The 23,118-nt window shown below is 30.0% G+C and carries 20 protein-coding genes; 19 read left to right on the top strand and 1 reads right to left on the bottom strand.

Annotated features, from left to right (window positions below; all coding sequences use genetic code 11):
• The first annotated feature begins 49 nt into the window (after window positions 1–49).
• The 11 genes from gmk (at window position 50) to K5Q11_RS00125 (ending at window position 11,388) form a co-directional block, all read left to right on the top strand.
• Window positions 50–667, top strand: coding sequence for a guanylate kinase (gmk, locus tag K5Q11_RS00175; protein ID WP_220750800.1), 618 nt, complete (start codon window positions 50–52; stop codon window positions 665–667).
• Window positions 667–867 carry a DNA-directed RNA polymerase subunit omega gene (gene rpoZ, locus K5Q11_RS00170; RefSeq protein WP_220728018.1) on the top strand — a complete coding sequence of 67 codons (201 nt, stop codon included), beginning with the start codon at window positions 667–669 and terminating at the stop codon, window positions 865–867. Before gmk ends, rpoZ begins: the two co-directional genes overlap by 1 nt.
• Window positions 868–944: 77 nt before the next feature.
• The gene (coaBC, locus tag K5Q11_RS00165) at window positions 945–2,144 is read left to right on the top strand and encodes a bifunctional phosphopantothenoylcysteine decarboxylase/phosphopantothenate--cysteine ligase CoaBC (RefSeq protein ID WP_220750799.1); all 1,200 of its coding nucleotides are present in this window, start codon (window positions 945–947) and stop codon (window positions 2,142–2,144) included.
• A 12-nt stretch (window positions 2,145–2,156) separates the two neighbouring features.
• Window positions 2,157–4,577, top strand: coding sequence for a primosomal protein N' (priA, locus tag K5Q11_RS00160; protein WP_220750798.1), 2,421 nt, complete (start codon window positions 2,157–2,159; stop codon window positions 4,575–4,577).
• A gap of 16 nt (window positions 4,578–4,593) precedes the next feature.
• Window positions 4,594–5,550, top strand: coding sequence for a methionyl-tRNA formyltransferase (gene fmt / locus K5Q11_RS00155; protein WP_220750797.1), 957 nt, complete (start codon window positions 4,594–4,596; stop codon window positions 5,548–5,550).
• Entirely contained in the window at window positions 5,540–6,874 is a 1,335-nt protein-coding gene (rsmB, locus tag K5Q11_RS00150; protein ID WP_220750796.1) for a 16S rRNA (cytosine(967)-C(5))-methyltransferase RsmB, read from the top strand. Before fmt ends, rsmB begins: the two co-directional genes overlap by 11 nt.
• Window positions 6,875–6,891: 17 nt before the next feature.
• The gene (locus tag K5Q11_RS00145) at window positions 6,892–7,641 is read left to right on the top strand and encodes a Stp1/IreP family PP2C-type Ser/Thr phosphatase (protein WP_220750795.1); all 750 of its coding nucleotides are present in this window, start codon (window positions 6,892–6,894) and stop codon (window positions 7,639–7,641) included.
• Window positions 7,634–9,109, top strand: coding sequence for a Stk1 family PASTA domain-containing Ser/Thr kinase (pknB, locus tag K5Q11_RS00140; protein ID WP_220750794.1), 1,476 nt, complete (start codon window positions 7,634–7,636; stop codon window positions 9,107–9,109). Before K5Q11_RS00145 ends, pknB begins: the two co-directional genes overlap by 8 nt.
• A 77-nt stretch (window positions 9,110–9,186) precedes the next feature.
• Window positions 9,187–10,080 (top strand): ribosome small subunit-dependent GTPase A, encoded by an 894-nt coding sequence (gene rsgA / locus K5Q11_RS00135; RefSeq protein WP_220750793.1) that lies wholly within the window; start codon window positions 9,187–9,189, stop codon window positions 10,078–10,080.
• Between the two features lie 10 nt (window positions 10,081–10,090).
• A complete protein-coding gene (gene rpe, locus K5Q11_RS00130) occupies window positions 10,091–10,741 on the top strand; it encodes a ribulose-phosphate 3-epimerase (protein ID WP_220728010.1) in 651 nt (216 codons plus the stop codon).
• Window positions 10,742–10,743: 2 nt separating this feature from the next.
• On the top strand, window positions 10,744–11,388 hold the full coding sequence (locus K5Q11_RS00125) for a thiamine diphosphokinase (protein WP_220750792.1): 645 nt from the start codon (window positions 10,744–10,746) through the stop codon (window positions 11,386–11,388).
• A 50-nt stretch (window positions 11,389–11,438) separates the two neighbouring features.
• Here the strand turns inward: K5Q11_RS00125 and rpmB are convergent, their stop codons facing one another.
• A complete protein-coding gene (rpmB, locus tag K5Q11_RS00120; RefSeq protein ID WP_034531080.1) occupies window positions 11,439–11,624 on the bottom strand; it encodes a 50S ribosomal protein L28 in 186 nt (61 codons plus the stop codon).
• Between the two features lie 231 nt (window positions 11,625–11,855).
• Between rpmB and K5Q11_RS00115 the strand changes: the two genes are divergently transcribed.
• The 8 genes from K5Q11_RS00115 (at window position 11,856) to ftsY (ending at window position 23,106) form a co-directional block, all read left to right on the top strand.
• Window positions 11,856–12,221: an Asp23/Gls24 family envelope stress response protein gene (locus tag K5Q11_RS00115; protein ID WP_220728008.1), complete on the top strand. Its 366-nt coding sequence runs from the start codon at window positions 11,856–11,858 to the stop codon at window positions 12,219–12,221.
• Between the two features lie 15 nt (window positions 12,222–12,236).
• Window positions 12,237–13,922 carry a DAK2 domain-containing protein gene (gene fakA, locus K5Q11_RS00110; protein WP_220750791.1) on the top strand — a complete coding sequence of 562 codons (1,686 nt, stop codon included), beginning with the start codon at window positions 12,237–12,239 and terminating at the stop codon, window positions 13,920–13,922.
• A 62-nt stretch (window positions 13,923–13,984) separates the two neighbouring features.
• On the top strand, window positions 13,985–16,015 hold the full coding sequence (gene recG, locus K5Q11_RS00105) for an ATP-dependent DNA helicase RecG (RefSeq protein WP_373311466.1): 2,031 nt from the start codon (window positions 13,985–13,987) through the stop codon (window positions 16,013–16,015).
• 14 nt (window positions 16,016–16,029) lie between these two features.
• Window positions 16,030–17,070: a phosphate acyltransferase PlsX gene (gene plsX / locus K5Q11_RS00100; RefSeq protein ID WP_220750789.1), complete on the top strand. Its 1,041-nt coding sequence runs from the start codon at window positions 16,030–16,032 to the stop codon at window positions 17,068–17,070.
• 52 nt (window positions 17,071–17,122) lie between these two features.
• On the top strand, window positions 17,123–17,371 hold the full coding sequence (acpP, locus tag K5Q11_RS00095; protein WP_220728004.1) for an acyl carrier protein: 249 nt from the start codon (window positions 17,123–17,125) through the stop codon (window positions 17,369–17,371).
• Between the two features lie 67 nt (window positions 17,372–17,438).
• Window positions 17,439–18,128, top strand: a complete 690-nt coding sequence (gene rnc, locus K5Q11_RS00090) for a ribonuclease III (RefSeq protein ID WP_220728003.1) — start codon at window positions 17,439–17,441, stop codon at window positions 18,126–18,128.
• A gap of 19 nt (window positions 18,129–18,147) precedes the next feature.
• The gene (gene smc / locus K5Q11_RS00085; protein ID WP_220750788.1) at window positions 18,148–21,681 is read left to right on the top strand and encodes a chromosome segregation protein SMC; all 3,534 of its coding nucleotides are present in this window, start codon (window positions 18,148–18,150) and stop codon (window positions 21,679–21,681) included.
• 3 nt (window positions 21,682–21,684) lie between these two features.
• Window positions 21,685–23,106 carry a signal recognition particle-docking protein FtsY gene (gene ftsY / locus K5Q11_RS00080; RefSeq protein ID WP_220750787.1) on the top strand — a complete coding sequence of 474 codons (1,422 nt, stop codon included), beginning with the start codon at window positions 21,685–21,687 and terminating at the stop codon, window positions 23,104–23,106.
• The last annotated feature ends 12 nt before the right edge of the window (window positions 23,107–23,118 follow it).

The raw sequence follows: 23,118 nt of genomic DNA, 5'->3' as shown, positions 1-23,118 counted from the left end.
TAACATAATTAATACTATTAATAATTTTATAATTTGAAGGGATTTTATAATGGCAAAAAGAGGAATGTTAATTGTACTATCTGGTCCTTCCGGTGTTGGTAAGGGAACAGTTAGAAAAGCTTTATTTAACGAACCTGATGTAGATTTTCAATATTCTATTTCCATGACTACTAGAAAACCACGTGAGGGTGAAGTTAATGGAAAAGACTATTTCTTTGTTTCTAAAGAGGAATTTGAAGAAAATATAAAAAATGGAGACATGCTAGAATATGCTAAGTATGTTGACAATTATTATGGAACCCCATTAAAATATGTAAATGAGACTTTAGATTCAGGTCGTGATGTTTTCTTAGAAATTGAAGTTAATGGTGCTATGCAGGTTAGGGCAAACTCTCCAGAAGCAGTGTTTGTATTCTTAACACCACCAGATTTAATTTCATTGAAGAATCGTCTTATTGGTAGAGGAACTGATGATATGGATGTTATTAACAAACGTATTAAAAAAGCTGCCGTTGAAATTAAGATGATGCGCAATTACGACTACGCGGTATTAAATGATAAAGTAGAAAATGCTGTTGAAAGAATTAAGACTATTGTTAATAGTGAAAGATTAAAAGTAAATCGAGTTATGCCGGATTACTTATCTATGTTAGGAGATGAAGATTAATGTTATTATACCCATCTGTTGATAAATTATTAGAAAAAGTTAACTCTCGTTATTCATTAATTATGCTTGCTAGTAAGCGTGCACATGAATTAGATGCTGGAGCTAAGCCATTACTATCTAATTACAAGTCACAAAAAACTGTTGGAAAAGCATTTGAAGAAATTGCTGCTGGCGTTGTTAAAATTGATTCAAAAGATTAATTAATTATTTTAAAGTCTTTGCAGAATTGCAAAGACTTTTTTATTATTATGCGTGTTTTAAGGGAGGATCAGTTAAAATGTTCAACAATTTAAATATAGTTTTATATGTATGTGGCAGCATTTCCAATTATAAGTCGCTATTGCTTTTACGATTATTAAAAAAGCAAGGTGCTAATGTAAGGGTAGTTATGACTAAAAATGCACAAATGTTTGTTTCACCATTAACCTTTCAAACCCTGTCCAAGAATCAAGTTTATACTAATATAGGTCAAGAGTTTAATGCGGATAAAATTAATCATATTGAGATTGGTAAGTGGGCTGACATATCAATTATTGCACCAGCTTCCGCTAATTTCATTGCCAAAATGGCTAATGGAATCGCTGATGATGCTGCTTCTAGCTGTATTTTAGCAACTAATGGTAGGAAAATTGTTGTACCTGCAATGAATGATAATATGTGGTTTAATCCCTCAACAATAAGAAACGTAAAACAATTAGAATCAGACGGGGTTGAAATTATTTTACCGGAAAGTGGTGACTTGGCTGAGGGATACAGTGCTAAAGGAAGAATGCCAGAGCCACAATCAATTCTTGATTATTTAAGTGCCAATAATGAGTTTTGTAATTTACTAAAAGATAAACACTTTGTAGTTACTGCCGGTGGTACTAGAGAAGCTATTGATCCGGTTAGATATATAACTAATAAATCTTCTGGTAAAATGGGTTATGCTATAGCTGATGCTCTCACAAAAGCTGGATGTAAAGTAACTTTAATTAGCGCACCTACAAATTTGCAAGTGCCAAAAAATGTTAATTTAGTACCAGTTGTTTCTAGTTCAGATATGGAAAAAGCCGTTTTAAATAATTTTAAATTAGCTGATGGTTTAGTTATGTCTGCTGCTGTTTCAGATTTTAAAGTTGCTCAAGTTGCTCAACAAAAGATAAAAAAAACTGCAGAAGATACTTTTGAACTAAAATTAGTAAAAACACATGATATTTTAAAAGAAGTTGCTAAGATTAAAACTGATGGTCAAATCACGATTGGCTTTGCTGCGGAAACAGAAAACTTACTTGAAAATGCGCATAAAAAATTATTAAGTAAAAAATTAGATTTGTTAATTGCAAATGATGTATCTAGAAAAGATATTGGCTTTAATAGTGATTTTAATCAAGTTACGGTGATTAGTGAAGAAGAGCAGTTAAGTATACAAAAGTCTACTAAAACAGAAATAGCCAATCAAATAGTTCAATTAATATGTAGAAAAGTTAATAAATAAGGTGATGTAAGATTGAAGTTAGCTGAAGTTATAGTTGATGTACCAACTATGCAAACTGATAAACCGTACACATATTTAATTCCTAATGATTTAAAAAATCAAATTGCAGTAGGCTCACGTGTTGCAGTTCCATTTGGAAATGGGAAAAGAAAAGTTCAAGGTATTATTGCTAATATTGTTAATAAAAGTGAAAAAGACATGAACTTTGAAATTAAAGAAATTGATAAAGTTATGGATTTAAATGCGGTATTAAATAATGAATTGCTTGAACTTTCGGCTTGGTTAGCTAAAAGTACTTATTCTTTTCGTATTAATTGTATATCTACAATGTTACCTAGTGCTATGCATGCTAAATATAAAAGAGTCGTTAATTTATTAGATAATAATATAACCGACAAAGATATTATTAATCTTTTCAAAAATACTAAATCAATTGATTTTTCTGAAATTGATAGTAATAAGAAACTGCTGAATAAATTGATGAAATTGCAAAAAGAAAATAAAGTTTCTTTAGAGTATTTAGTTAATGATAAAGCTAATTCTAAAAAAGAGTTGTTTATAAAAAGTAATATAACGAGTGCTGAAGCTGAACAGTATTTGAAAAAGGTGCGTAAAAATTCTACTAATCAGCAGAAACTGCTGCATTTGATATTAGAAAATGATGCACTTGAAATCAAGCAAAGTGATTTAATAAATCGATACAAAATATCTAATTCAACGATTGCTACTGCTACGAATAAAAAATGGATATTAAAAAAACAAGTTGAAGTATATCGAAATCCATACAAATCAACAGTTTCAAGAAATTACCCATTAAAACTTAACCATGATCAGTCGTTTGCGGTGAATAAAATAGCCGAATCAATTAATGATCATAATAAAGATGTCTTTTTATTAGAAGGAGTAACTGGTTCAGGCAAAACCGAAGTCTATTTACAAACGATTCAAAAAGCATTAGTTAACGGTAAAACAGCTTTAATGTTGGTTCCAGAGATATCATTAACTCCGCAAATCGTTAATCGAGTTAAAGGCAGGTTCGGTGAATTAGTTGCGGTACTGCACAGCGGATTATCTAAGGGTGAACGTTATGATGAATGGCGCAGAATAAATGAAGGCAAGGCACAGGTAGTTGTAGGAGCACGTTCTGCTATTTTTGCCCCTTTAAAAAATATTGGCGTCATTATAATGGATGAAGAACATGATCCCAGCTATAAACAAGATGATAATCCACGTTATCAAACTCGTGAAGTGGCTAAATGGCGTGGTAATTATAATAATTGTCCAGTTGTTTTAGGTAGTGCAACCCCTTCGCTAGAATCTAGAGCTAGAGCTTCAAAAAAAGTCTATCAACTTTTAAAATTACCTCGCCGAATTAATAACCATAAGTTACCGAATGTTAATGTTGTTGATATGCGAGAAGAATTAGCTAAAAACGGTCAAGAAGATTTCTCTGAACCTCTGTTAGCAGCAATTAAACAAAGGCTGTCTAAAAATGAGCAAGTTGTGTTAATGCTTAATCGTCGCGGATTTTCTTCTTTTGTTATGTGTCGAGATTGTGGTTTTGTACTTAAATGTCCTAACTGTGACATATCTTTAACGTTGCATATGGATACTTACAGTATGAAATGTCATTATTGTGGTCATGAAGAACCAATTCCTAAAATTTGTGTAAACTGCAAGAGTCGTAAAATTAGATACTATGGTACTGGTACACAAAAAGCTCAAAAAGAGTTATTAAAATTAATACCAGAAGCAAAGATTATTCGTATGGATGTGGATACCACAAGAAAAAAGGGCGCACATGAAAAATTATTAAATCGATTTGGTAATAACGAAGCCAATATTTTATTAGGGACCCAAATGATTGCTAAGGGCCTAGATTTTCCAAATGTAACTTTGGTGGGAGTTTTAAATGCTGACACTTCATTAGATTTACCTGATTTTAGATCAAGTGAACGGACTTTCCAATTGTTGACTCAAGTGAGCGGAAGAGCTGGTAGAGCAGAAAAAGAAGGCCAAGTTTATATTCAGACCTTTAATCCTGACAATTATGCAATTCAATTGGCGAAGCAACAAAATTATGAAAAATTTTATGCTCGAGAGATGCATATTAGGCACGAAATGAATTATCCACCTTATTATTTCACAATTAAAATTACTGCAAATGGAGGCCAAGAACAAAGAGTGGCAAGTAAAATATTTGAAATTAGTAAATATTTAAAAGCTAAATTAAATAATACGGCTATTTTTTTAGGGCCATCACCTAGTAGTATTGCTAAAATTAAAAATCAATATTATTATCAAATTATTATTAAATATAAAAATGAACCCAAGTTAAATGAATGTTTACAATTTATTCTTAATTATTATCAAAAAGATGCACAAAAAGGATTGTATATAAACATTGATTCAGAACCATTAAGTTTTATGTAAAAGGAGATTTAAAAAAATGAAGTCAATTGTTTTTATGGGAACACCAAATTTTGCGGTGCCTATTTTAAAAAGCTTAGTAGAAAATGTAGAATATAAAGTTGAATATGTGGTTACTCAACCTGATCGACCATTTGGTAGAAAGAGAAAATTAAAGGCTTCTCCAGTTAAAGAAACAGCTATGGAATTAGATATACCAGTTTTGCAACCTGAAAAAATTAGTGGCAGTGAAGAAATGAATAGAATTCTAGAATTGCAACCAGATTTTATAATAACTGCTGCTTTTGGACAATTTTTACCGGTTAAATTACTTAATGCGGCTAAGATTGCCGCTGTAAATGTTCATGGTTCATTGCTACCAAAATATCGAGGTGGGGCGCCAGTTCAATATTCTATTATGAATGGAGATGCGCAAACAGGCGTTTCTATTATGTATATGGTTAAAAAAATGGATGCTGGGGATGTATTAGATCAAGCAGCAATTGAAATTGGTCCAGATGATGATACAGCTTCAATGTTTGATAAGCTCAGTTTATTAGGTCGAGACTTATTATTGAAAACATTGCCTAAAATTGAAAATGGCAGCATAACACCAGTACCTCAAGATGAAAGCAAAGTAGTATTTTCTCCTAATATAACTAGAGAACAAGAAGTTTTAGATTTTAATCAATCTGCTCGTCAAATTGATTGCAAAGTGAGAGCTTTAAGACCTGATCCAATTGCATATACATTTATGATTAGAAAAAGAACTAAAATATTAAAAACTAAACCTTTAGATATTAGTACAGATTTGAAACCAGGTACAGTGGTTAACAAAAATAAACACGCTTTAGATATTGCTACTGGTAATTCAGGAGTTATTTCTATTGTTGAATTACAACCAGCTGGCAAGCCTAAACAAACTATTACCGATTATTTAAATGGTGTTGGTAAAAATATACAAATTGGAGATATGGTAATTGACAATGGAAAATAACCCAAGATTATTAGCAGTTAAAACCCTAAGTAAGATTTCTGACGGCGCATATTCTAATTTACAATTAAATCAGGTAATTAATAACAATAATATGAGTAATCGTGATATTAGATTGATGACTAATATTGTATACGGAGTAGTTCAACATCGTTTAACTTTAGAATTTTATTTAAAAGCATTTATTAAAGACAGTAATAAATTAGATACGTGGGTACGAGAACTTTTATATTCAGCTATTTATCAAATGGAATTTCTTGATAAAATTCCTAACCGTGCCATTTTAAATGAAAGTATTAACATAGCTAAAAAGCTGGGGCATGCTGGAATTCGTAAAATGGTTACAGGGGTTTTACATGCAGTTATAAATAAAGGCTTACCTAGTATTGATGAAATTAGTGATAATACTAAAAAACTATCTATAAAATATAGTGTGTCTGAATGGATTATAAATGAACTTATTCAACAATTAGGCATGAATAAAACCATTTCAATTCTAGAAAGTATTAATTTACCTTCTAAGCAGTCTATACGTTTTAATAGTCTTGTAACTAATAAAAGTGATGTTAAAACCGCATTAATATCTGAAGGATATTCAGTAGAAGATAGTAAAGTATCTGAAAATAGTTTACTAGTAAGTAAAAAATCAGCTGCTAAAAGTGAATTATTTAAAATGGGTAAAATTACTATACAAGATGAAAGTGCAATGCTACCTGTAGATTCAATGAAAATTAAAGCTTCTGATTGCATTTTAGATGCTTGTTCAGCTCCGGGTGGAAAAACCATTCAAATTGCTGAACAATTAGATGAAAAATTAGGTGGTAAAGTATATGCGTTTGATCTTCACGAAAAAAGATTAGTTAAGGTTAAAGAAAATGCTAAAAGAATGCATGTTGATGCAGTAGTTAAAACTAAGGCCTTAGATGCACGCAAAATAAATAATGAATTTGAAGACGAGTATTTTGATAAAATATTGATTGATGCACCTTGTTCAGGAATTGGTTTAATCCGAAGGAAACCTGAAATTAGATATGAGAAAAAAATATCTGACGTTGAGCATCTAGCCAATATTCAGTTGGATATTTTAGATGCAGTTGCTGGGAAACTAAAACATGGTGGAGTATTAACTTACAGTACTTGCACTATTTTAAACCAAGAAAATTCTGATGTAATTAGCAACTTTTTAAGTCAGCATTCAGAGTTTGAATTACTTAAAACTGATGAAAACTTGATTATTAATTGCAAGGACCATGAAAAATGGGTTAGAGTATTTCCAGATGATTTTGATTCTGATGGTTTTTTTGTATGTAAGTTGAGAAAGAAATAAGTTAGGAATGGACTTTTATGAAAGTTGCTTATAAATCTATTACTGGTAAACTGAGAGAAAATAATGAAGATTATGTAGGTGTTTTTACCAATAATAAAAATATTAAATTAGGATTATTGGCTGATGGAATTGGCGGAAATCGTGGCGGAGAAGTTGCTTCTAAAATGGCTGTGTTAAATATGGGTGAAAAATTCGAACAGACTGATTTTGATGACTATGATAGTGCATACTTGTGGTTGAAGTCACAAATAAATTTTTCTAATATACAAATTCTTAATACTTCTAAAAGATTTGATAGTTTAAAGAATATGGGAACTACAGTTGTTGCAACTATTGTGTTTAATGATCGTTTTTTAATTACTAATTTGGGTGATAGTCGCGGATATTTAATGCATGGCAATAAATTTATGCAGCTAACTGAAGACCATTCTTACGTTAATGAATTAGTAAAAAGTGGCGAATTAAGTCCCAAAGAAGCTTTGAATTCACCATTAAAAAATGTAATAGTAAAAAGTTTAGGTATATCCGATGACTCTGATGTTAAAATTAGAGATTTTCCATTTAATTTAAAAGACCAAATTCTTATTTGTAGTGATGGTTTAACTAATATGTTATCTGATATGGAAATCAAACAACAACTTTCTTCAAATAATGATGTGGAAACTAAATGTGTAGACTTAGTTGAATTAGCTAATGCAAATGGTGGAACTGATAACATCAGTGTTTTAATTATTAAGAATGATAAGGGGAGATTACCAGATGCGTAAGGGATATATACTAGACTCGCGCTATCAAATTATTTCCTGTATTGGTGAAGGTGGCATGGCTGATGTTTACTTGGCTGATGATTTAAAAAAGCATCATAAAGTTGCCATAAAGACCTTGCGTTTAGATTTTCGTGATAATCCTAGAGCTAAAAGACACTTTAAATATGAACAGTTAGCAATTACTAAATTACATGATTCACACGTTGTTAAGGTATTTGATGTAGGCAAAAGTGAAGGTATTCAATATATTGTAATGGAATATGTTGATGGTGATAATTTAAAAAATTATATAAAAGCAAATTATCCGATTAGTAATGGTCGTATAGTAAAAATCATGCGTCAAATTTTATTAGCAGTTCGTGAAGCACATTCGCATAACATTATTCATCGCGATTTAAAGCCACAAAATATTTTAATTGATAAAAAGGGTAACGTTAAGATTACAGATTTTGGAATAGCGATTGTTTTGTCTAAATACTCTATGACACAGACTAATTCGATTGTTGGTTCAATTCATTACTTATCTCCAGAACAAGCAATTGGTGAAATGGCTACCAAAAAATCTGATATATATTCTTTAGGGATTATCTTGTATGAGTTGTTGACCAATGATGTACCTTTTCATGGAGATACGGCTGTTGCAATTGCTTTACAACATTCGCATGCACAAATGCCTTCACCTAGGGAAATTAATGATAAGATTCCGCAGGCGTTAGAGAATGTAGTTTTAAAGGCTACTGCCAAAAAGCAAGCCAGTAGATATAATTCCGTACACGACATGTATAATGATTTAAAATCTTCTTTGTCTACTTTTAGAAAGTATGAAAAAAGATTTCATCCTGTTGATAGTGAAGATGATTATGATTCTGATGATGCAACTAAGGTGCTTGATTTAAAAGATATTCAGAGTAAAAATAACAATGCTGAAAAAAACAAGTCTGATGTCAACCCACCAATGAGTAGACGCAAAAAATTAGCTTTGATTTATTTTTCACTAGTTTGTTTTATAGTTTTAATTGAGTGCTTCGTCTTTTTTTTCTTTTTCTCTAGAGTTGACGTACCTAATGTAAATAAGTTAACTAAAAATCATGCTGAAAAGATAATCAAACAAAAGCATTTATTTGTTAGTAAAGTTGAGTATAGAAAAGATAGTCAAGTCGAGTATAATCATGTAATTAAAACTACTCCTGGTGAGGGCAAATCTATTTTTAATAACTCTGGAATTAAGTTAATAGTAAGTAGTGGTCCTAATACTTTAAGAATTAAGAACTATGTTGGTGAAAATATTGACATTGCTAGAATTGAATTAAAACAAAAGGGATTTAAAGTTAAAGTTTTTTATGATTATGATAGTGATATAGGGATGAATCGAATCGTTAAACAAAGCATTAAGCCTAATACTCCAGTTCCAGATTTTAATAAGACCATTGTCTTTATAGTAGCTAAAAAAAGTTCATCTATGATGTAAAAGGCTTTTAATAATGAATTTATGAATGTTTTCTTTTATAATAAGAATGAATAATATTAAACTTCAGAGGTGATTTATTGAAAAAAGGTAAAATTTATCAATCGTTAAGCGGTTTTTATGATGTTTTATGTGATGAGAAAATATATCGTACACGTGCACGTGGTAATTTTCGCAAGAAGAAAATTACGCCAATTGTAGGTGATGATGTAGAGTTTCAAATGACAAATGAAAATGAAGGATATTTACTTAAAATATTACCTAGAAGAAATTCATTGGTTCGACCACCGATAGCTAATATTGATCAAGCGCTACTTGTTACTTCAGCTGTAGAACCTGATTTTTCATATAATCTTTTAGATAGACAATTAGTTTCTTTAGAAATAAATAATATTAAGCCTATTATTTATTTTACTAAATTAGATTTATTAAGTGATGATAAGATTGCATATTTTGAAAAAATACAGCAAGACTATGAACAGATAGGATATCAAACTATTCTACCGAGCAATTTAAGCCATGATGATTTAAATCATTTACTTGTTAATTTATTAAAAGATAAAGAAACCGTTTTTATGGGACAAACAGGTGCGGGAAAGTCTACACTGTTGAATACTATTTCACCTGGTTTAAAATTACAAACAGGTGAAATTTCCAAAGTATTAAATCGTGGTAAGCACACAACTCGCAAAGTAAGTCTTATGGAAGTTAATGGTGGTTTAGTTGCTGATACACCAGGATTTTCGTCTTATGATGTTTTAAATATAGATGCTCAAGATTTAAGAAACTATTTTCCGGAATTTAAACGTAATGCTAATGAATGTAAGTTTAGAGGTTGCGTGCATATTAATGAACCTAGTTGTAAAATAAAACAATTACTATCTAGTGGTTTAATTGAACAAACTAGATACGATAATTATCTAAGTTTATATAATATAATAAAGGATAGAAAACCTATTTATAATAAAAAGTGAGGAATTAAACATGATAAAATTAGCTCCATCAATTTTAAGTGCCGATTATGTAAATTTACAAAGAGATATTGAAAAAATAGAAAAGGATTCAGAATATCTACATATTGATATTATGGATGGTTCATTTGTACCAGCCATTTCATACGGTCCAGGTTGGGTTAAGGCTATTCGTCCTATTTCTAATTTGATCTTAGATGTGCATATGATGGTTCAAAATCCAGAAAGATATATTAACGATTTTGCTGATGCAGGTGCTGATTTAATTGGTGTTCATGTTGAAGCTACTCCACACATTCACAGAGCGCTTCAAATGATTAAAAATAAAGGCGTAAAAGCTGAAGTTGTTATTAACCCAGGTACTCCTGTTGAAGCAATTAAACCAGTACTTTATATGGTTGATCAAGTTCTTGTTATGACAGTAAACCCTGGATTTGGCGGTCAAAAATTCTTGCCTGAAACTGTTAAAAAAATTAAGCAATTGGATGACCTAAAGAAAGAAAATGGTTATAACTTTGATATTGAAATTGATGGAGGAGTTAATAACGAAACTGTAAAATCAGCATATGAGGCTGGTGCCACAGTAGCCGTAGCTGGTTCATATGTATTTAATGCTGATAATCCTTCTGAAAGAATTGAAGCTATTAAACAAGCTACTAAATAATTATGAGAGTAGTAAATGTTTTATTAGGCGGTCCAACTGATTTATTACCAAAAAATTTGATGCTAAATGAAGTTGATGCTGAGTGGATAGGTGTTGACCGCGGCAGCCTTAGATTAATAGAAAATGGAATTATTCCGTCAATTGCGATTGGAGACTTTGATTCATTAAAAGCAGATGAATTAGAAAAGGTTCGTTCTAAAGTTAAAGATATACGCTATTTTAATCCAGTAAAGGATTATACAGATTCTCAATTAGGTATCAAGATTGCTAATGAAAGTTTACATGCTGACTTTATTAATGTTTATGGTGCAACTGGTGGTCGTTTGGACCATTTTTTTGCTAATTTTTTGATGTTTTTGTCGGATGAATTTAAAAATATTGCACCAAAAGTTAGAATTATTGATACTCAAAATGACATTAGATATTTTTTACCTGGTCAATATACTTTGCATAAAATATTAGACAAAAAATATTTAGCTTTTATCCCATTAACTGAAATGAATTTGACATTGAATGATGAAAAGTACACACTGAATAACTTTCATGTTAATCATCCAATTTCATTTTCTAGCAATGAGTTTTTAGGTGATATTGGTCATTTTTCATTTGATAATGGTATGATGTGTGTTATTCAAAGTAAAGACTAAACAAAAAAAGACCCGATTTAAAAAATCGAGTCTTTTTTGTTTAAATTAAATTAGGCACGTGTTACTTTACCTGATTTTAATGTACGGGCACTAACCCAAACTTTCTTAGGTTTTCCGTCAACTAAAATACGAACTTTTTGTAAGTTTGGCTTCCAGCTACGACGTGAAGAATTCAAAGCATGGGAACGTTTGTTACCATAATGAGTTCTTTTACCGTTAATGAAATCTTTAGCCATTGGTAAATTCCTCCTTTGTAATCTTATTGCTTAAAAAGCGCTGCTTTTATATTAAATCTCACTCTAATAATTTAGCATACTAATTGTGATTTTGCAATATTTTTCTTTCAAGTAATTATACTTGACACCTTTACAATTATTGTAGTATCAATACTTTAGCTTTTTTTGATGTTGTGGTAATATTATATACCGATACTGCGTAGATCTTCTAATTTAAGGAGGCTTAATTATATGGCTGTTAAAATTAAAACTAAATATGGAATTGTTGATATTAAGAACGATGTTATATCTACAGTTGTTGGAGCTGCGGTTACTAACAATTATGGAATCGTAGGTATGGCTAGTAAGAATCAAATTAGAGACAATGTAAACGTTATTTTAGGTAAAGATAATTATTCTAAAGGTGTAGTCGTTAAGCAAAACCATGATAATGAAATATTCATTGAAGTTAATGTAATAGTTATATATGGTATAAAAATATCTGAAGTAAGCCGTAGTGTTCAATCAAAAGTAAAATATAATTTAGAAACTATGTTAGGCATTAAAGCTAGTGCCGTTAACGTTGTGGTTCAAGGTGTAAAAGTTATTAACGAATAATTGGAGGACTTATAATTGGTAGTTAAGCAGATAACTAATATTGAATTTAATAAAATGGTTCAAGCTGCTGCTCATAATTTAAAACAAAATATGGATTTTATTAATTCACTTAATGTTTTTCCGGTACCAGATGGCGATACCGGTACCAATATGAGCATGTCTTTTTCAAGTGGTGCGAGTTATGTTGCCAAAAATCAAGGTAATGCTGTTGGTGAATTAGCACAATCTTTAGCTAAAGGATTATTAATGGGTGCTAGAGGTAATTCAGGAGTTATTTTGTCACAGATATTTAGAGGTTTTTCTAAATCTGTAGAAGACAAAGAAGTTCTTACAGTTAATGATGTAACAAAGGCTTTCTTAAATAGCGCTAAAGTTGCTTATGGATCAGTTATGAAACCAACTGAAGGAACTATTTTAACTGTTATTAAGGGAATTGCGCAAGCTGCAAAAGATTGTAACAATGATACTGAAGATGTGGCTGTATTAATGGATAAATGCTATGAATCTGCTGAATTAGCCTTAAATTCTACTACAGAACTATTGCCAGTTTTGAAACAAGTTGGAGTAGTAGACTCTGGTGGTCAAGGGCTAGTTTTTGTTATTAAAGCCTTTGCTGATGTATTAAATAATCGATTTAACATTAATGATGAACCCCATCAACCAAATAATCATGAAATGAATGAAATGATTGATGCTAGCCATGAACAGGGTAAGGAAAGTGTTCAGGGTAAATTAGATCCTAATGATATAGTTTATGGATATTGTACACAAGTTATGGTTAGAATTGGTAAAGGAAAGCAAGTTGAACATGATTTTGACTACGATTTCTTTTATGACTATTTAAGTAAATTGGGCGATTCATTATTAGTTATTAATGACGACGAGATTGTAAAGGTACATATTCATACTGAATTTCCTGGAAAAATCTTGTCCTGGGCTCAAAAATTTGGTGACTTATCTAATATTAAAGTTGATAATATGCGTATGCAACAAGAGGATATTATTGAACAAGATGATAATTCATCAGAACATGACAATTCACCTAAAGATGTAGCTATTATAGCAGTTACTTCAGGCGATGGATTAGGAGAACTCTTTAAGAGTTTAGGTGCCACTGACTTAATTAAAGGTGGTCAAACAATGAATCCTAGTACAGAAGACTTGCTAAATGCGATAAATCAAAGTAATGCTAAATCTGCTATTTTATTACCTAATAATGGAAATATTTTTATGGCAGCAGAAGAGGCGGCTAAAGTTTCTGATATTCCAACTAAAATAGTTCACAGTAAAACTTTAGCTCAAGGGATGACGGCCATAATATCCTTTAATCCTGAACAATCCGCTGATGAAAACTGTAAAGTTATGGAAGAAATGTTAGATACAGTTAAAAGTGGTGAAATTACTAATGCAGTTAGAGATACTACAATTAATAATCTATCGATTAAAAAAGATGATTTTATGGGAATTGTTGACGGTAAAATTGAAGTTAACGGTAAAGAATTAATTAAAACTGCTACTGACATGGTAAATACCATGCTAGATGAAGATAGTGAGATTGTTACCATTATCTATGGTCAACAAGGTGATTTAGCTACAGCTAACCAAATTAAAGAAGCTGTTCAAGCTTTGGATGAAGATTTGGAAATAGAAATTCATGATGGTGGGCAACCGGTTTATCCATTTTTGATTTCAGTTGAATAAAAAATCGGAGAGTGATCTCCGGTTTTTATTTTATGTATTGTTTATTTAAGGGGGAACTATTTTTGAAAAGTCTTACTGATTTAGTATCAGTCTTACCAGGTGTTGGTCCCAAGAAAGCCCAATACTTGAATCAACTAGGTATATATGACATTAATAATCTTTTAAATTATTTTCCCTTTAGATATGAAAACTTACAAATAAAACCAATTAATGAGATAAAAGATCAAGAAAAGGTTATCTTAAAAGGTAAGGTAGCATTAGAACCACGACTTAATTTTTTTGGCAGAAAGAAAAATATATTAAATCTACGATTGTTATTAGATAATGACGTTGTTCCAGTTAGTTTTTTTAATCAACCATGGTTAAAAAAACGCATTCAAATTGGTGAAGAAATTTTAGTTTATGGTAAGTTTAATTTAGTTAAAAAATCACTTTCAGGAATTAAACTGCTTTCTAGGTATGAAAAATTTAATTCAATGCAACCGATTTATTCTACTAATAAAAATATTAGTCAAAAAGAAATTGTTAAGTTAATTAAATTGGCTTTTGAAGAATATAAAGACCTAATTCACAATTTAATTCCATCCAAAATTATTGAAAAATATAAATTATTGAATTTAATTGATGTGATTAGGTGGATGCACTTTCCCAGAACAAAGCAAGAAACTTTTTTAGCTTTGAGAACAGCAAAATTTAATGAATTCTTTTTATTTCAGATGAAATTGCAAAGCATTAAAAAATTAGATTTTAATCATGGAATTCAAATTGACTATGATGAACATACTGTAAAAAAGTTTATTAATCATTTACCGTTTCAATTAACAGGTTCACAGACAAAGGTTGTTAAAGAAATATTATTTGACATGCGTGACAGTAAACAAATGAATAGGCTTTTGCAGGGGGATGTGGGTTCAGGTAAAACAATTGTAGCTGCTACAGCTATTTATGCTGCAATTACTAGTGGTTATCAAGTAGCTTTAATGGTTCCAACAGAAGTTTTGGCTGAACAACATGCTAATAAACTAGCTAAATTATTTGAACCGTTAGGAATAAATGTAGCCTTGTTAACTGGGAATACTAAACCTAAGCCTAAAATTTCTTTATTAGATGGTTTGGTTAATGGAGATATTGATTTGTTAATTGGTACGCATGCTCTAATTCAAGAAAAAGTTATCTACAATAATTTAGGATTGATAATTATTGATGAACAGCATCGATTTGGTGTTAATCAGAGAAAACAGCTGCGTAATAAAGGTAAAAGTCCCAATGTGCTATCTATGACAGCTACACCAATTCCACGAACGTTGGCTATTACTGCATATGGTGAAATGGATGTTTCAATTATAGATGAGTTGCCTAAGGGCAGAATGCCTATTAAAACTACTTGGATACGTAACAATCAATTTAAATCAATCTTACCATTCGTGTATGAAAGATTACAAAAACATGAGCAAATATACATCGTTACACCTTTGATTGAAGATTCAGATGCAGTTAATATGCGAAATGCTGAACAAATATATCAACAGTTTGCTGATATATTTCAACCTAAATATAAAGTTGGTGTTTTGCATGGTAAAATGAAAGATGCTGAAAAAAATTTAGTAATGAATAGCTTTAAGCATAATGACTTTCAAATTTTGGTATCAACTACGGTAATTGAAGTTGGAGTAGACGTTTCTAATGCTACTGTCATGATTATATTTGATGCTGAACATTTTGGATTAGCTCAATTACATCAGTTAAGAGGTCGTGTAGGTCGAGGAAATAGTCAGTCATATTGTATATTAGTAGCTGATCCTAAAAATGAATTAGGTGCCAAACGAATGAATGTTATGGTTGATAATAACAATGGATTTATTATTTCACAAAAGGACTTAGAATTAAGAGGTCCTGGAGATGTAATTGGTAATAAACAATCAGGAATACCCCAATTTAAGGTTGGAGATCCTGTTAGTGATGTTATAATGCTAAATATTGCTCAACAAGAAGCTATTCAAATAGTTTCTACTAAAAATTGGGAAAATATTAAAGAAAATAAAGAATTAGCTAGCTTTATTCAAACAAGCTTATCAGAAAAAATTTTAGATTAGAAAGGGTTTTTAAAATGAAAATTGCAATTGATGCCATGGGAGGAGACTATGCTCCAAACGAAGTTGTTAAAGGGGTAGAACAAGCTAGGGATGCTTACAAAGACATTCAATTTCAATTATATGGTCAAGTTGATAAAATTAAACCATTGCTACAAAGTAATGAAAGAATTGAGTTAGTACAAGCAGATGAAGTTATTGAAATGGGAGAAGAGCCAGTTAAAGCAGTTATGAAAAAGAAAAACTCTAGTTTAGACATGGCTGCACAAGCTGTTAAAGATAAAAAAGCGGATGCGTTTTTCTCAGCTGGTAATACTGGTGCAATTTTAGCAGCAGGGTTGTTTATTATTGGAAGAATTAAAGGAATTGATCGCCCTGGTTTAGCAACTACTTTACCAATTGTCAATGATCCAGAACATGATAATTTTGTTATGCTAGACGTTGGAGCTAATGCGGAATCTAAACTATTTAACCTATATCAATATGCATTTATGGGTAAGTACTATGCTGAAAACGTTCGTCATATTGATAATCCTAGAATTGGTTTGTTAAATAACGGAACTGAAGCTGATAAAGGTGACAAGTTGCATAAGGCTGCCAATGAACTATTTGCTAAAAATAAGGATTTAAACTTTATTGGAAATGTTGAATCTAGAGAATTACTTAATGGAGCGGCTGATGTAGTCATTACAGATGGATTTACTGGTAATGCTGCTTTAAAAGCTATTGAAGGGACTGCACTTTCTGTTTTAGAGTTAATCAAGGGTGAAATTATGCAAGGTGGTGTTAAGTCTAAGTTAGGTGCTTTAATGCTTAAACCAACATTCAAAAAAATTGCAAAAGAAATGGACTATTCTCAATATGGTGGTGCTGTTTTAATGGGAACTAAGGCTCCAGTAATTAAAGCACATGGTAGTAGTAAAGCTAATACAATTAAGAATACTATTTATCAAATAAAAACTATGATTGATTCGCATATTATTGACGATGTTGTTGAATATTTCGACGCACATTCACAACAAATGGATGATATTAAACGTGATGCCAAAAACAACTAAAATTTGATATAATTATGTTATAAATAAAATATGATATAGCGAGGAATTCATTATGACAAAAGAAGAAGTTTTAAATAAAATTTGTGATATGGTTGCTGAACAATTTAGCGTTGATCGTGATAAAGTTAATGGTAATCTTAATTTTCAAAACGATTTAGATGCTGATTCAATTGATTTTGTAGAATTTGTTTTAGCACTAGAAAATGAATTTGGTGCGGAAATTTCTGATGAAGCTGCTGAAAACATTCAAACAATTAATGAAGCCGCTGATTTTGTTGTTTCGCATTCAGATAATAAATAACAGAAAAGCGATTACTAGATGGTAATCGCTTTTTATTCATAGAACATAATTTGGAGGATAATAGAACTTGGACGCAGAATTTGATAAGTTATTAAAAGATAAATTTGATATAAAATTTAATGATGAAAGCCTTTTAGATGAAGCTTTTACGCAAGCTTCATATGTTAATGAACACCCCAAAGAAAATTTGAAATTTTACGAAAGAATTGAATTTTTAGGTGATGCAGTGTACGAGTTAGTTGTTTCAGAATATATTTTTAAACGTTATCCTAAATTACCACAAGGTAGATTGACAAGATTAAGAGCGGCTATGGTAAATGAACATAGTTTTAGCAGTTTTGCTCGAGAATGTCATTTTGATAAATACATTCGATTAGGTAAAGGTGAAGAAAAAGCTCATGCTAGAGAACGTGACTCACTATTATGTGATATTTTTGAATCATTTATTGGTGCTGTTTACTTAGATCAAGGAATGGAACCAGTTATTAGATTCTGTCATCAAGTTATTTTTCCTAAGCTTGATCAAGGATGGTTTGATGAGTTCTTTGATCATAAAACGGAACTACAAGAGTTAGCTCAACAACATGGTCCGGTTGACATTGAATATCATTTATTAGATGAAAATGGTCCTGATAACGATCGTAAGTTTAAAGTATCAGTAAGTATTGATGGGGATGAATGTGGTGTAGGAACTGGTCACTCTAAAAAGAACGCTGAACAAGGGGCTGCTAAAGTAGCCTTAAAGAAATATTTATAGTTAGAATGGAGCAATCATTGTGAAACTAGAATCGCTTGAGTTAACCGGATTTAAATCTTTTGCTCAAAAAACGAAATTTAGTTTTCATGAAGGCTTAACTGAAATTGTTGGGCCTAATGGTAGTGGAAAAAGTAATATTATTGAAGCTATTAGATGGGTTTTAGGTGAGAAATCAGCTAAAAACTTACGTGGTGAAAAAATGCCAGATATTATCTTTTCAGGTTCCGCAGGGCATAATTCATTGAATCGTGCCATAGTTAAGTTAACTTTTGATAATTCAGATCATTACATTAATATTGACTATACGGAATTGTCCATTGCTAGAGAAATATTTAAAAATGGTGAAAGTAATTATTATATTAATAATAAAATTTGTCGTTTAAAAGATATTAATAATCTTTTTATGGATTCAGGAATAGGCCAAGGTTCTTTTTCAATCATTTCGCAAGGAAACGTTGAAAATATTTTCAATAGTAAACCTGAAGATAGGCGTTATATTGTTGAAACACTAGCTGGAATTTATAAATATAAAAATCAAAAGCAAGAAACGAATGCTAAATTAGATGAAAATAATCGTAATCTAATTAGAATTAATGATATTATTCATGAATTAAAAGTACAGGTAAATTCACTAAACGAGCAAAAAGACAAAGCTAATCAATATCTACAACTAAAGCAGCAATTAGGTTCTTTAAACAAATCAAAGTTAATTTATAGTTATCATAAAAGTTTATCGGACATTAACAATTTGCAGCTAGAGATATCTACAACTAATGACTCAATAGATATTTTAAAAGGTACTATAAAAACCAGTCATACCAATTTAAATGATTTTGAAAAATCAGTTGTTGATAAAAATACTAATCGTAAGCTTTTGCAAGCAAAATTGATTGAATTAACTAAACAACAAGAGATTATTACTGGTAAAAATAATTTATCTCAACAAGAGATTTTGTTTAATAATCGACAACTCCAAGAGTTTAAGGTTACTTTAACTAATTTAAAAAAAGAAAAAACAAAAATAATAAATAAATTAAATACTAATCAAAAACTAAGTAAAGAGATAAAGCATTTTAATGAAAATATTGATCTAAAATCTCAACAAAACACTTTAAACCATTTAGATTTTCAAATTAAATCAATTAATCAAAAACAAAATAAATTTAAAAACTTACAATTAGACTTAATTAGTAAGCTTTCCAATGCTAAAAATAAGTTTGATTATTTGAGTAAAGACCGTAAAAAGACTGAACAAATGTTATCTGAAAAAAATCAATCTTTGATTAATACTAAAAATCAAATTAATATTTTAAATAATCAACTTAATTTATATAAAAAGGCCGATGATGCATATTCTAATGAAATTGATTTAAGAAGCAAAAAAATTAATTTATTACAAGATATGATTGTAGAAAATAAGCATGCTTTAAACGTTACTAAAAGCAAATGGTATGATTCAATCAAAGATTTTCAGAGTAAAAAATCGCAATTAGATAATCTAAAATCTAATAATAATCATTTAACAAATATTGCTAAGTATTTGGCTGAGAATAATTTATCAGGGATTATTGGAATAGTAGTGGATTTTATAGATATTGATTCTAAATACTTAAAAGCTATAAATACTGCTTTAGGTAATAAAATGAAGCATATTATCGTTGAAAGTAGTAACGATGCCAAGAATGCAATCGCATTCTTGGCTAAAAATAAATTAGGTCGAACTACTTTTTTGCCTAAAAATGAGTTAATAAAGCATAGCATTGACGATAGCAATTTAAATAAGCTAAGTAACACCTTAGGATACGTCGGAGTTGCTGATGAGTTAATTTCGATGCCTAGTTCTTTGCAAAAAGTAAAAAAATATTTATTAGGCAATATACTAGTTGCTGAAAACTTAGAAACAGCAGTAAAAATTAGTAAGTTAGTTAATTATAGATACAAAGTAGTTACTTTACATGGTGAAATTGTTAATGCCGGTGGTTCGATTACTGGTGGTGTTTTTAAACATGAAAAAAGTAGTTTGCTGGACTTAAAGCAAAAAATCATTTTAGTTCAAAAACAGTTTAAAAATGCTAATAACAAAATGTTAGACTATGAAAAAAAGATTGAAACTTTAGATTTAAATATTAAAAAAGCTGAAAAATCGATACAAAGTCTAAAAAATGTTTTAGATGAAAATAGCAAAAAATCCATTAAAGTAAAATCAAAAATTGACAATGTTATTGACAAAATTAATAACTTTAATCGAGATTTAAGAGCTGACAATTTAACTATAAAAAGACTTAGTCAAGATTTAAATGATTCAAATGAATATAATGTTTCTATAATTGATGATTATGAAAATCAAATTAATGACAATAAAATAGTGTTAGTAAATTATGAAAAAAATTTAAATGATTTAAGTGAAGAACGTAAAAAAGTTCAGACTTGTATCAATGATATGAATTCAAAAATTTTGTTATATAACGAAAAATCCGCTAATTATGAATTACAACGAAAAGATTTAACTAATCAACTAGAAACTATTAATAATAAGATGATTACAGTTGATAATAGCAAAAATAAATTAGATAAAAAAATTAGTAATAGTGTTATTAATAATAACAGTGAAGAAAAGTTAAAGCATATTGTTGATCAAATAAAAGAAGTTAATAGTAAGCTTAAAAAACTTGATAATTCTGTAGATGATTTTAACCATAAAATTGAGTTAGAAAAAAATAAATTAAGTAAAATTAATGATAAAGTTTTAAATAAAAGCATTAATTTGAACAAGTTAAAGTTGAAAAATAATACATTAAAGAATGATTTATTTAATATAAAACAAAAATTACAATCAGAATATAATTTTACGCCAGAAGCAGAACATAACCTTGAAGCCATTGATTTGCAAAAGTTAAATCATAAAGTTGATTATTTAGAATCCTCTTTAAAGCAAATGGGTTCAGTAAATATACAATCAATTCAAGAATATAAAAATGTTTCGGAACGTTTAGAGTTTTTAACACAACAATCTGACGATTTAAAATCTTCTCAAAATCAATTAGAAAAAACGATGGCACAAATTGATAAAGAGGTTGTAAATCGTTTTAAATATAGTTTTGATAATTTAAATGATTCATTCAAAAAAGTTTTTCAAGACATTTTTGGTGGTGGAAAAGCTAAATTGTTGTTGACTGACCCAGATGATATATTAAATACTGGGATTGATATCATGGTTCAACCACCAGGTAAAAAATATCGGAATATTAATTTACTTTCGGGTGGTGAAAAATCTCTAGCAGCAATATCTTTACTTTTTGCAGTTCTTAGAGTTAAACCGGTACCATTTTGTATTTTAGACGAAGCTGAATCATTTTTAGATTCTAGTAACGTTGATAGATTTGCTAAATATATATGTAAGTTGAAACAAGAAACTCAATTTATAGTAATTACGCATCGAAAAGAAACGATGATGTATGCCGATACTTTAAGTGGTATTACAATGCAAGATTCTGGAATTTCTAAGCTAGTTTCAGTAAACTTCGATAAGATAGTTTCTAAAAAGGAGAATTAATTAATGGGATTATTTGATATATTTAAAAGGAAAAAGAAAAAAAACAAAGTAGAAGAGCATGCTCAATCTAACTCAGATGGTGAAAAAACCCGTAATGAATCTGATGATGAATTAAATAATGCTAGTCAATCTAATGATTTTAATGGTGATGTAAATTCATCAGAAATTAAAGATAATAAAACCGATTCTAGTGAAGATAATGTTATCAATGAACAAAGTGAAGAATCAGAAATAGAAAATCATCATGAAGAAGTAGATTCTAATGCTGAAACAGTTGTAGAATATGCAGATTCAAACTTAGACGATACTAAGACTAAAGAGTCAAAAATAGACAATAATGATGAAAAAGCCAATAACTTAGAACAACCAGAGCAAGTTGAAACTAATGTATCTGAAGAAAATCAAGAATCTGAATCTACAAATGATGATTTTGAAAATGCGAATGATGTTTCATTGGAAGATGAAGAAAACAATATTGAATCCGATAATGAAAATGAAGAAGATAAATATGACAAAGGGTTAAAAAAGACTCGTTCTTCTTTTATGGATAAGTTAAACCGTTTATTTGCTAACTTTAGAAGCGTAGATGAAGACTTCTTTGAAGATTTAGAAGATACTTTGATTGAGTCGGATGTTGGTTTTGATATGGCTGTAAAATTAACAGATGAGTTGCGTGATGAAGTTAAACTACAAAATGCTAAAGATTCTGAAACAGTTAAAAATGTGATTGTTAAAAAGATGATTGATATTTATGATGAAGCTGGTAACGGAGAAAATAATAACATTAACTTAGTCAATGACGGTTTAAGTGTCATCATGTTTGTTGGGGTTAATGGAGTTGGTAAAACTACTACTATTGGTAAAATGGCTAAACTATACAAAGATCAGGGCAAGAAGGTACTGTTAGCTGCTGCCGATACTTTTAGAGCTGGAGCAATTCAACAACTTAATGTATGGGCTCAAAGAGACGGTGTGGACATCGTTAAAAAAGAAGAAGGTAGTGATCCAGCAGCAGTAGTATATGAAGCGGTTCAAAAAGCACAAAAAGATAATTACGATGTTCTATTTGTTGATACTGCTGGTCGTTTGCAAAATAAAGTTAATTTAATGAATGAATTAGCTAAGATGAAAAAAGTTTTAACCAGGGAAATTCCTGAAGCACCACATGAGGTGCTATTAACTTTAGATGCAACCACTGGTCAAAATGCACTTAATCAAGCTAAACTATTTAAAGAAGTTACTAATGTTACTGGAATTGTATTAACTAAATTAGATGGAACTGCTAAGGGTGGAATCATTCTAGCTATTCGTAATGAATTGCATTTACCTGTTAAATATGTTGGATTAGGTGAAAAAGTAACTGATCTAAGCAAATTCAATCCTAGTGAATATGTATATGGCTTGTTTAAGGATTTAGTTAATTAATTTTAATCATTA

This window comes from Apilactobacillus xinyiensis (assembly GCF_019656235.1).
GTDB lineage: Bacteria > Bacillota > Bacilli > Lactobacillales > Lactobacillaceae > Apilactobacillus > Apilactobacillus xinyiensis.
This window is presented reverse-complemented; position numbering and strand designations above follow the sequence as displayed.

What these genes read in the sequence shown, in the direction of transcription:
- coaBC (WP_220750799.1), top strand. Translation starts at nt 945, where the DNA reads ATGTTCAACAATTTAAATATAGTTTTATATGTATGTGGCAGCATTTCC.
- rpoZ (WP_220728018.1), top strand. Translation starts at nt 667, where the DNA reads ATGTTATTATACCCATCTGTTGATAAATTATTAGAAAAAGTTAACTCT.
- rpmB (WP_034531080.1), bottom strand. Translation starts at nt 11,624, where the DNA reads ATGGCTAAAGATTTCATTAACGGTAAAAGAACTCATTATGGTAACAAA.
- pknB (WP_220750794.1), top strand. Translation starts at nt 7,634, where the DNA reads ATGCGTAAGGGATATATACTAGACTCGCGCTATCAAATTATTTCCTGT.
- K5Q11_RS00145 (WP_220750795.1), top strand. Translation starts at nt 6,892, where the DNA reads ATGAAAGTTGCTTATAAATCTATTACTGGTAAACTGAGAGAAAATAAT.
- rpe (WP_220728010.1), top strand. Translation starts at nt 10,091, where the DNA reads ATGATAAAATTAGCTCCATCAATTTTAAGTGCCGATTATGTAAATTTA.
- K5Q11_RS00115 (WP_220728008.1), top strand. Translation starts at nt 11,856, where the DNA reads ATGGCTGTTAAAATTAAAACTAAATATGGAATTGTTGATATTAAGAAC.
- plsX (WP_220750789.1), top strand. Translation starts at nt 16,030, where the DNA reads ATGAAAATTGCAATTGATGCCATGGGAGGAGACTATGCTCCAAACGAA.
- gmk (WP_220750800.1), top strand. Translation starts at nt 50, where the DNA reads ATGGCAAAAAGAGGAATGTTAATTGTACTATCTGGTCCTTCCGGTGTT.
- ftsY (WP_220750787.1), top strand. Translation starts at nt 21,685, where the DNA reads ATGGGATTATTTGATATATTTAAAAGGAAAAAGAAAAAAAACAAAGTA.
- fmt (WP_220750797.1), top strand. Translation starts at nt 4,594, where the DNA reads ATGAAGTCAATTGTTTTTATGGGAACACCAAATTTTGCGGTGCCTATT.
- acpP (WP_220728004.1), top strand. Translation starts at nt 17,123, where the DNA reads ATGACAAAAGAAGAAGTTTTAAATAAAATTTGTGATATGGTTGCTGAA.
- K5Q11_RS00125 (WP_220750792.1), top strand. Translation starts at nt 10,744, where the DNA reads ATGAGAGTAGTAAATGTTTTATTAGGCGGTCCAACTGATTTATTACCA.
- rsmB (WP_220750796.1), top strand. Translation starts at nt 5,540, where the DNA reads ATGGAAAATAACCCAAGATTATTAGCAGTTAAAACCCTAAGTAAGATT.